The organism is Paenibacillus tyrphae (assembly GCF_000722545.1).
Taxonomy (GTDB): domain Bacteria; phylum Bacillota; class Bacilli; order Paenibacillales; family NBRC-103111; genus Paenibacillus_G; species Paenibacillus_G tyrfis.
This window is the reverse complement of sequence record NZ_JNVM01000039.1, coordinates 53329-60559: the sequence shown is the minus strand read 5'-3', so window position 1 is coordinate 60559 and position 7231 is coordinate 53329. Positions and strand designations below refer to the sequence as shown.

Sequence of the window (7231 nt, the reverse complement as noted above, 5' to 3'; positions counted from 1 at the left end):
CGAGGGCTTATCCAATACGATTCACATACGCTTTGTTTCGATCCAGTTTTCAGGGTGCAAGTCGCCTTGAACAAAGTTAAAGATGTTTCGTGGCAGAAACATCGCAATCCGTTTGGTGATGATGGCGGAAGGGAACCACGCGTACCCATCCCGAACACGACCGTTAAGCCTTCCAGCGCCGATGGTACTTGGACCGCAGGGTCCTGGGAGAGTAGGACGTCGCCAAGCACAAGAGCTTCTTCGGATTTTATCCGGAGAGGCTCTTTTTCTTTATAATGACTCCTGGATCGATCCCAGAATCTGCTTGAGCCTTTTCTCTCAAAAGAAGGATATTTATCCATACAAAGAAAAAAGATAAGTAATATATTTACAATAACGTACTTAAATACGCACGGCTACCCAGGTTCTTCTTTGATTGTTCAAGACGATGGGAATGTGGTGATCTACATTGGCCGTCTGGCTATCTGGAGTACAGGAACAAACTAATATTCTCGTGCTAATACATATTTTTGCATAATATACTATCTTTATATATGGATTTCGGAGAGCTGCGTAAGCGGCTCTTTTTGTGTAAAAGGAATTTGAAATTATCGAATATCTGTGAAGTGCTTTACACAGTGCCAATATTCTCACCCTCCCGTTTTTGAGCGAAGTTAAAATCCGGCACTCATAATAAGCAGATGGTTTTATGTTAATACTTAGAAAAAGGACTGTAAATCAGCTGAATAATTCAACATAGGTTGTAATGCGCAAAAAGGTCCGGGAGTTGCAATCTTACGCAAATCTGCTATAATGTAGTTAAAGTCAAAGAAAGTCAAAGTCAATGATTTTTGCAGCTAGCTTAAATCGGATCATCTTGGCTTTCTTCACTTTAAATATGGTTTTACTTCTGTCGCGGGAGGTCGAATAGATGCGCAATGTTTCAGAAATTATTGAGCAATATCTGAAGCAGACTTTGCAGCAGAGCCCCGACGGTGTGATCGAGATCCAACGTAATGAGCTGGCCGATCAATTCAACTGCGTTCCCTCGCAGATCAATTACGTCATCAGTACCCGCTTTACATTGGAGAAAGGGTACATTGTCGAAAGCAAGCGGGGCGGCGGCGGTTACATTCGAATTCAAAGAATCGAGCTGCAATCGCATGGCGCGGTGATGGACCATATTTTCCAAACCATCGGTACGCACATGGATCAGCTTGCATCCGAAGGACTGCTGTATCAGCTGGAAGAAGGGGGCTTCATCACTACGCGGGAAGCGGCATTGATGAAAGCAGCCATTACCCGGGAGGTTCTGATCTTGAAGCTGCCTCTAAGGGATGAGATCAGGGCAAGAATATTGAAAGCGATGTTGATTTCTTTGCTAAGCAAATGATATTCGTATCCTGCCGTCCCAGGGCAAGATTAAAGGAGGGACCCAGATGATTTGTCAGGAATGTGGCAAGAAGCAAGCGACGCTTCATTTTACGAAAATTTTGAATGGCGAGAAGACGGAGTTTCACATTTGCGAATCGTGCGCCAGAGAAAAAGGGGAGCTCATCCCGGGGACGGCCAATGGGTTCTCCATTCATAATCTGCTCAGTGGGCTGCTTGATTTCGAACCGTCGGCGCACAGTACGCTCGCCAACAAAGCACAGCCCAGCCGCTGCGAGCATTGTGGACTAACGTATTCGCAGTTCAGCAAAATCGGTCGTTTCGGCTGCAGCGAGTGCTATAAGCATTTTGGGGAGAAGCTGGACCCGCTGTTCAAACGCGTCCATGGCAACATTGTTCATACCGGCAAGGTTCCCAAGCGGTCCGGCGGGTTAATTAAACATAAGCGTGAAATAGATCAGTTGAAAAAGGAATTGCTGATCCGTATCGATAACGAGGAATTCGAAGAAGCAGCCCGTCTGCGGGATCAAATCCGCGAGCTTGAAAAAAAGGTTGCCGAAGGCTAGACGGGTGAGGTAAGGAGGAGTGCTTATGACGGAAGCAAGCCGTTTTACAGAGAATGCGCTTAGCGATTGGATGAAGGGTAAAGGGCCGGATTCGGATATCGTCATCAGCAGCCGCATACGCATCGCGCGAAATATGCAGGCGTACCCCTTCCCTATGTTGGCAACGAACCAGCAATCGAAGGAAGTGCTGGATCAGGTAGCCCAAGTCGCTCATAATGAAGAGCTGGAGACGATCAGCCGTTTTTCGATGCTGCCGCTATCCGATTTGAATGAACTGGCGAGGCGGGTGCTGGTCGAAAAGCATTTGATTAGTCCGGCGTTGGCTAACGAATCGCGCAACGGAGCCGTCATTCTCAGTGATAACGAGTCCGTTAGCATTATGGTCAATGAAGAAGACCATCTTCGGATTCAGTGCTTGTGTCCTGGTTTTCAGATCAAAGAAGCTTGGGATCTGGCCAACCAGATCGACGATATATTCGAAACGCATTTGAATTATGCATTTGACGAAAAACACGGATACATGACGAGCTGTCCCACGAACGTAGGCACGGGGATTCGCGCTTCGGTGATGATCCATCTTCCCGCGCTAGTTCTGACGCAGCAGATCAACCGCATATTATCGGCTATTACCCAAGTTGGGCTGGCCGTGCGGGGGTTGTATGGCGAAGGCAGCGAAGCGCTCGGCAATCTGTTTCAGATTTCGAATCAGATTACGCTGGGACAATCCGAAGAGGAAATCATCGATAACCTGTACAGCGTCGTACGGCAAATTATCGAGCACGAACGCGCGGCCAGACAGAAGCTGATCTACGAGACAAGAGCCAAAATTTTGGACCGGGTCAGCCGCTCTTACGGCGTCTTGTCGTATGCGGCGATTATGGATTCCAAAGAAGCGGCGCAGCGCCTGTCGGACGTGCGGCTCGGGATTGATCTCGGGTTTATCAAAAACGTCTCTTCACATGTGCTCAACGAGCTTTTGGTTATGACCCAACCCGGTTTTTTACAGCAGACGGCAGGAGAAAAGCTGACACCTGAAGAAAGAGACATTAGGCGCGCACAGCTCATCCGGGAAAAAATTGCGGAAACGGGCTAGCCGCTAACATACGAAACCGCATAATAAGCATACGCTATACCAATCTTTGGAGGTGTTACACATGATGTTTGGCAGATTTACGGAACGCGCGCAAAAGGTATTGTCCTTGGCGCAGGAGGAAGCAGTTCGTTTGGGACACAACAATATTGGAACAGAGCACATTCTGCTCGGTCTGATTCGTGAAGGCGAAGGCATTGCCGCGAAGGCGCTCATTGCGCTCGGACTCGGTCTTGAGAAAATTCAAGACGAAGTCGAATCGCTGATCGGACGGGGACAAGAGCAGCCATCGAATATCGCATACACGCCGCGGGCGAAAAAAGTAATCGAGTTGTCGATGGACGAAGCCCGTAAGCTGGGACACACGTACGTCGGAACGGAGCATATTCTGCTCGGCTTGATTCGTGAAGGCGAAGGCGTTGCTGCACGCGTATTGAACAATTTGGGCGTGAGCCTGAACAAGGCCCGTCAGCAAGTGCTTCAACTGCTTGGCAGCAGCGAGGTGGTCTCGCCTAACCATGGTAACCCGACGAATGTGAATACACCGACGTTGGACGGTCTGGCTCGCGACCTGACGGCTTATGCCAAGGAAGGCAACCTGGACCCGGTCATCGGCCGCAGCAAAGAAATCGAGCGTGTGATTCAAGTGCTCAGCCGCCGTACGAAGAACAATCCGGTTCTCATTGGGGAGCCCGGCGTAGGTAAGACGGCGATTGCTGAAGGATTGGCACAAAAAATCGTCGCGAACGAAATTCCGGAAACGCTGCGCGATAAGCGCGTCATGACCTTGGATATGGGCTCGGTCGTCGCCGGTACGAAATACCGCGGCGAATTCGAAGACCGCTTGAAAAAAATTATGGATGAAATCCGGCAAGCCGGAAATATCGTCTTGTTCATTGACGAGCTGCATACGCTGATCGGTGCCGGCGGGGCGGAAGGCGCGATCGACGCTTCGAATATTTTGAAGCCGGCTCTGGCTCGCGGTGAGCTCCAGTGCATCGGGGCTACGACGCTTGACGAGTACCGCAAATATATCGAAAAGGACGCAGCGCTGGAAAGACGCTTCCAGCCGATCACGGTCGATCAACCGTCGCCGGAAGAAGCGATTCAGATTTTGCACGGACTGCGTGACCGTTACGAAGCGCATCACCGCGTGAAAATTACGGATGAAGCTATCGAGCAAGCCGTGAAGCTGTCCGACCGTTATATTACGGACCGGTTCCTTCCGGATAAAGCGATCGACTTGATCGATGAAGCCAGCTCCAAAGTAAGGCTCCGTTCGTACACGGTACCGCCGGATCTGAAAAAGCTGGAAAGCCATCTCGAAGACATCCGTAAGGAAAAAGACGCTGCCGTGCAAAGTCAGGAATTCGAGAAAGCGGCATCGCTGCGTGACACGGAGCAGAAGCTGCGCGAAGAGCTTGATTCGACGAAGAATGAGTGGAAAGAAAAGCAAGGACGCACCGATTCCGAAGTGACGCCGGACGATATTGCTCAGGTCGTAGCAAGCTGGACCGGTATTCCTGTCGTGAAGCTGGCTGAGGAAGAAACCCAGCGCCTGCTGAAAATGGAATCCATCCTGCATGACCGGGTTATCGGCCAAGACGAAGCGGTCAAAGCGGTCAGCCGCGCAATTCGCCGGGCTAGAGCGGGTCTGAAAGACCCGAAACGCCCGATGGGCTCGTTCATCTTCCTTGGTCCGACCGGTGTCGGGAAAACCGAGCTGGCCCGTGCGCTCGCCGAGTCTCTCTTCGGTGACGAAAATGCCGTCATTCGGATCGATATGTCCGAGTATATGGAGAAGCATTCTACGTCTCGTCTGGTCGGAGCGCCTCCGGGATACGTAGGATACGAGGAAGGCGGCCAATTGACCGAAAAAGTACGCCGTAAGCCGTATTCCGTTGTCCTGCTGGACGAAATCGAAAAAGCGCATCCTGAAGTATTCAACATTTTGCTGCAGGTGCTTGAAGACGGCCGTCTGACGGATTCCAAAGGCCGTACGGTCGACTTCCGCAATACGCTGATCATCATGACATCGAACGTCGGGGCCGACACGATCAAGAGAAACTCGACGCTCGGCTTCACCGCTGCGCATGATGCAGGCAAAGACTATAACAATATGAAAGAAAAAGTAATGAGCGAGCTGAAGAAAAGCTTCCGTCCTGAGTTCTTGAACCGGATCGACGAGATTATCGTGTTCCACTCCTTGGAAGAACATCATATCGCCGAAATCGTGACTTTGATGGCCGAAGAGCTTCGCAAACGGTTGAAAGAGCAGGAAGTCGAATTCTTCCTGACCGATTCGGCCAAAGCGTTCTTGGCCAAAGAAGGCTACGATCCGACCTTCGGCGCGAGACCGCTGCGCAGAGCGATTCAGAAACACATCGAAGACCGGTTGTCTGAAGAATTGCTGCGCGGCAACATCGCCAAAGGCGACTCGCTTACGATCGACGAGAAGGACGGCGAACTGATCGTTCACCGCAACCAAGGTGTCGCTACGCAGGCTTAAGTCAAAAAAATTTAGGAGCGCAGGCTCCTTCAATAAGCATCCTACGGCTGCAAGTTGGGCCGGAGGGATGCTTTTTTCTTTACCGTTAAAGCTTTTTTTCTTTTCAGCGGCGGCAAGGGTTTTCAAGACAGGGTCAAAATGGTAAACTTTGAGTTGGGATCAGAAAGCAGGTTAAATGATGGCGAAAACAAAAACAAAGTTCTTCTGCCAGTCATGCGGCTACGAATCGCCGAAATGGCTCGGCAAATGTCCGGGCTGCGAAGCTTGGAATACATTTGTGGAAGAAGTGGAGACCGTTGTTAAGAGCAAAGGGCTGCACACAAATTTTTTGAACAAGAAAGAAAAAGCGGTTTCTATCATAAACATAGAAAGCAGTCAAGAAGAGCGGATCGTGACGGACAATCGGGAATTGAACCGCGTGCTTGGCGGCGGCATCGTGCCCGGCTCCTTGATTCTGGTAGGCGGCGACCCGGGGATCGGGAAGTCGACGCTGCTCCTGCAAACATCGCATTTGCTGACGCAGCTGGACTTGAAGGTGCTGTATATTTCCGGAGAGGAATCCGTCCGCCAGACGAAGCTGAGGGCAGACCGGCTGCAAGCCGTTTCCCCGCAGTTGTTCGTGCTTTGCGAAACGAATGTGGAGCATATCGAAGCGGCGATTGATGAGATCGAGCCGGATTTCATCGTCATCGACTCGATCCAAACGGTATACCACGGAGCCGTAGCTTCCGCTCCCGGTTCGGTTTCTCAAGTTCGGGAATGTACGGGGCATTTTATGCGGATTGCCAAAATGAAAGGAATCGCAACCGTCCTCGTTGGTCATGTTACTAAAGAGGGTGCCATTGCAGGACCGCGATTACTCGAACATATGGTCGATTGCGTGCTGTATTTCGAAGGGGAGCGCCATCATTCGTACCGGGTGCTTCGCGCCGTTAAAAACCGGTTCGGTTCGACCAACGAAATCGGGATTTTCGAGATGCGGGAAAGCGGATTGGTCGAGGTCAACAATCCGTCGGAGCTGTTTTTGTCCGAGCGTCCGCTGGGCGTTGCCGGCTCAACCGTCGTCGCCAGTATGGAGGGGACGCGCCCGGTGCTCGTGGAGCTTCAAGCACTCGTCTCGTCCACCAACTTTCCATCTCCCCGGCGGATGGCGACCGGCTTCGACCATAACCGGCTGTCGCTCATTATTGCGGTGCTGGAGAAGCGGATGGGCATGTTTTTGCAAAATCAGGACGCTTACCTTAACGTCGCGGGCGGCGTGAAGCTGGATGAGCCTGCCGTCGACCTTGCGGTTGCGGTCAGCATCGCCTCAAGCTTCCGCGAACAGCCGACGCAGCCGTTTGACGTCATCTTCGGCGAGGTCGGACTGACGGGCGAGGTGCGCGGTGTCTCACGCGTCGACCAGCGGGTGCGGGAAGCGGAGAAGCTCGGCTTCCGCCGCGTCATCCTCCCGCAAAAAAGCCTGAAAGGCTGGACGCCCCCGGCAGGCATTCAAATTATCGGCGTCAACACTGTAGCCGAAGCGCTATCGGCTGCTTTAGTATAATATATTTTTTGAATCAAAGGTTTTGATGGAGCGCAGGGGAACTGCCGGAGAGTTTACGTGCCGCCTTTGAACTCGGAAAGCTACCTTAAATGATAATTCAAACTTTCCGAGTTCAAGAGCGGCCGGAGGCAGTTCTCCCTGCTGTGCAA

At 51.4% G+C, this 7231-nt stretch carries 5 protein-coding genes and 1 rRNA gene; all 6 read left to right on the top strand.

The annotated features are described in order from the left end of the window. Positions 1-111 precede the first annotated feature (111 nt). The 6 genes from rrf (at position 112) to radA (ending at position 7082) form a co-directional block, all read left to right on the top strand. Positions 112-228 (top strand): 5S ribosomal RNA (rrf, locus tag ET33_RS31345). A 682-nt stretch (positions 229-910) separates the two neighbouring features. Then, positions 911-1372 carry a CtsR family transcriptional regulator gene (locus tag ET33_RS31340; protein WP_036691494.1) on the top strand — a complete coding sequence of 154 codons (462 nt, stop codon included), beginning with the start codon at positions 911-913 and terminating at the stop codon, positions 1370-1372. A 46-nt stretch (positions 1373-1418) separates the two neighbouring features. Beyond that, the gene (locus ET33_RS31335; protein WP_036691490.1) at positions 1419-1937 is read left to right on the top strand and encodes a UvrB/UvrC motif-containing protein; all 519 of its coding nucleotides are present in this window, start codon (positions 1419-1421) and stop codon (positions 1935-1937) included. Between the two features lie 25 nt (positions 1938-1962). Continuing rightward, entirely contained in the window at positions 1963-3030 is a 1068-nt protein-coding gene (locus ET33_RS31330; protein ID WP_036691485.1) for a protein arginine kinase, read from the top strand. A gap of 61 nt (positions 3031-3091) precedes the next feature. Continuing rightward, on the top strand, positions 3092-5536 hold the full coding sequence (clpC, locus tag ET33_RS31325; protein WP_036691483.1) for an ATP-dependent protease ATP-binding subunit ClpC: 2445 nt from the start codon (positions 3092-3094) through the stop codon (positions 5534-5536). A 178-nt stretch (positions 5537-5714) separates the two neighbouring features. Further along, positions 5715-7082, top strand: a complete 1368-nt coding sequence (gene radA, locus ET33_RS31320; protein ID WP_036691481.1) for a DNA repair protein RadA — start codon at positions 5715-5717, stop codon at positions 7080-7082. Positions 7083-7231 lie beyond the last annotated feature (149 nt).